Annotated in this window: 3 protein-coding genes; 1 reads left to right on the top strand and 2 read right to left on the bottom strand. The window is 32.9% G+C overall.

The genetic code is table 11. The features are described from left to right. A partial coding sequence (locus tag AOG54_RS02785) for an acetamidase/formamidase family protein (RefSeq protein WP_201779312.1) occupies positions 1-396 on the top strand: 396 nt, incomplete at its 5' end. Between the two features lie 16 nt (positions 397-412). Here the strand turns inward: AOG54_RS02785 and AOG54_RS02780 are convergent. After that, the gene (locus AOG54_RS02780) at positions 413-1,495 is read right to left on the bottom strand and encodes a cytochrome P450 (protein WP_055032379.1); all 1,083 of its coding nucleotides are present in this window, start codon (positions 1,493-1,495) and stop codon (positions 413-415) included. A gap of 98 nt (positions 1,496-1,593) precedes the next feature. Next, on the bottom strand, positions 1,594-2,166 hold a 573-nt coding region (locus AOG54_RS02775), incomplete at its 5' end, for a DODA-type extradiol aromatic ring-opening family dioxygenase (protein WP_449222424.1).

Here is a 2,166-nt window from a genome sequence, read left to right as displayed (position 1 = left end):
CTTTATTTGCCAGTGAATGTATCTGGGGCATTAATATCATTTGCTGATCCACATGCGCTGCAGGGGGATGGAGAGGTAACCGGAACAGCGGTGGAAACTTCCTGTGAGGCTGAAATTACAGTAGAGGTTATAAAAAATACAAAAACAGATTATCCAAGAATAGTTAATTACGAAAATGATAACATTTCGGGGAAATTTGTAAATACAATGGGTATAAATAATAACATATATGAGGCCGCAAAAATAGCCGTCAGGGAGATGATAAAATATCTGGAAAACAGGGGATTTAAAAGGGATGAGGCATACATACTATGCAGCATTATAGGCAATTTAAAAATATCAGAGATTGTGGATGTTCCAAACTTTGTGGTTACATTGTCCATGCCGGAATTATAAAATTTAATTTATATAACTATCCAAAAAACATTTTTTGATATCCATAAACCATTGGATTTTCTAAAAGTATTGATTTTTTATTATCTATCCTTATTTTTTTATAATTCTCAAGAAAATCATTTAATGCTATATCAGCCTCCAACCTTGCCAGTGGGGCGCCAATGCACATATGCGGCCCCCTGCCAAAGGCAATATGTTCGTTTCTGTCCCTTAAAATAAATTCGTCGGGTTTATCAAATATGTTTTCATCCCTGTTTGCAGATCCCAGGAATACAGATATTCTCTGGCCTTTGTTGATATGAATACCATTAATGTCTGTATCATCAATGGCAAATCTATGCGGTAAAAACTGGATTGGTGAGTAATATCTTAAGGTTTCCTCTATAAAATCATGTATGTTTCTTTCAGTGTTTAGGTTATTAATAATATCCTCATTGTCTGATAAAGCCTTAAGCATGTTTGTTATTAAATTTGTTGTGGTCTCATTTCCACCTATTATTAATAACATAATATAACCTATTTTCTCATTTAGATCAAGATTCCTGTTATTTACATTTGCGGTGCTTATAACGGACATAATGCCATTTTCAGGATTTTGTGAAAATAGCCCCGACAGTTTTTCAATCATATAATTATTAATGGCAGCAAAATTGTCATCTCTTTTATTGCCTATGATGTAATCAGACCATTCCTTAAATTTTTCCCTATCATTTTTTGGTATTCCCAATAAATTGGAGATAACCCTAACAGGTAATTCCACGGCATAATCCTTTACTATATCGGAATTAAATTGAAGGTTTTTAATAAGTTCATTGGATATATCTGTTATATCCTGCCTCATTTCATTAATTTTTGATGTCATAAAGTATGGTGCGATTATGTTTCTGTATTCCTTATGTTCTGGATTGTCCATGTTTATGAAGCTGAGGCCGCCATTTCCTCCAAAATATTTTGAATTGGAAGAAAATATATCATCATGCATTAAAACATACTTGCAGGCATCATAGGTGTATAACTCCCAGCAATGTTTCTCATTATTGTATATTATTCCACCATTATTCCGTGCATTTTTATAATGCTCAAAATTTTCATCGTACATAATAAACCAATTCAAAATATACAGTTTAAATGTTTTGTTTATATTGAATTAAATATTTATTTTTAAATTAATGATATAGCATGATATTAAAATTTTTCTTACACTATTCCATGTCCAAGGAGCATGCCAAAATATTTTTCAACGTAATAATAGTCCATTGTTACATGCATTCCAGAACTCTTTAAAAATCCATTAAGTATGACCATGTTCCAGTAACTGTCAGTTTTCGCCTCAATTATAACGCCCTCATCTATATTTTCAATACCATTTAATGAACCTGATTGAAAAAATTCCCTAATTTTTTTATCATATACACTGGAATAATCAGAGTATCCGTATGGTCCAAGGCTGCTATGTGTATGTGCCTGGTCTGCACTGAATATGACGCTTATTTTTTTATCCATGCTGTTAACGGTATTCCATATGCTTCTGCCAAGGCGCATTAATTTAGCCCGGTCAGTTATTCTTGGCTGGCCTATTATGCTTATCCTTTTATTCTTAAAAAATGTTAATGGAATTATTGTTCCAAAATCCTCTGGAAATACAGATAATGGCCCGGAAGATGTGCCAAAATTAATTGTGATCATTTCCTTTCCAAATTCCGCAGCTATGTTTCTGACAACCTCCTTGTCTGTTTTATGATCGCTAACCAGAGTTTTTGTTTTTGTTGA

The sequence above is a fragment of the Acidiplasma aeolicum genome (assembly GCF_001402945.1).
Lineage (GTDB): Archaea > Thermoplasmatota > Thermoplasmata > Thermoplasmatales > Thermoplasmataceae > Acidiplasma > Acidiplasma aeolicum.
Note: the sequence above shows the minus strand (reverse complement) of the source record. Positions and strands in the feature narration are given on the sequence as shown.

Bases quoted from the DNA above. Each gene is read 5' to 3' on its own strand.
- AOG54_RS02780 (WP_055032379.1), bottom strand. From the start codon at position 1,495: ATGTACGATGAAAATTTTGAGCATTATAAAAATGCACGGAATAATGGT.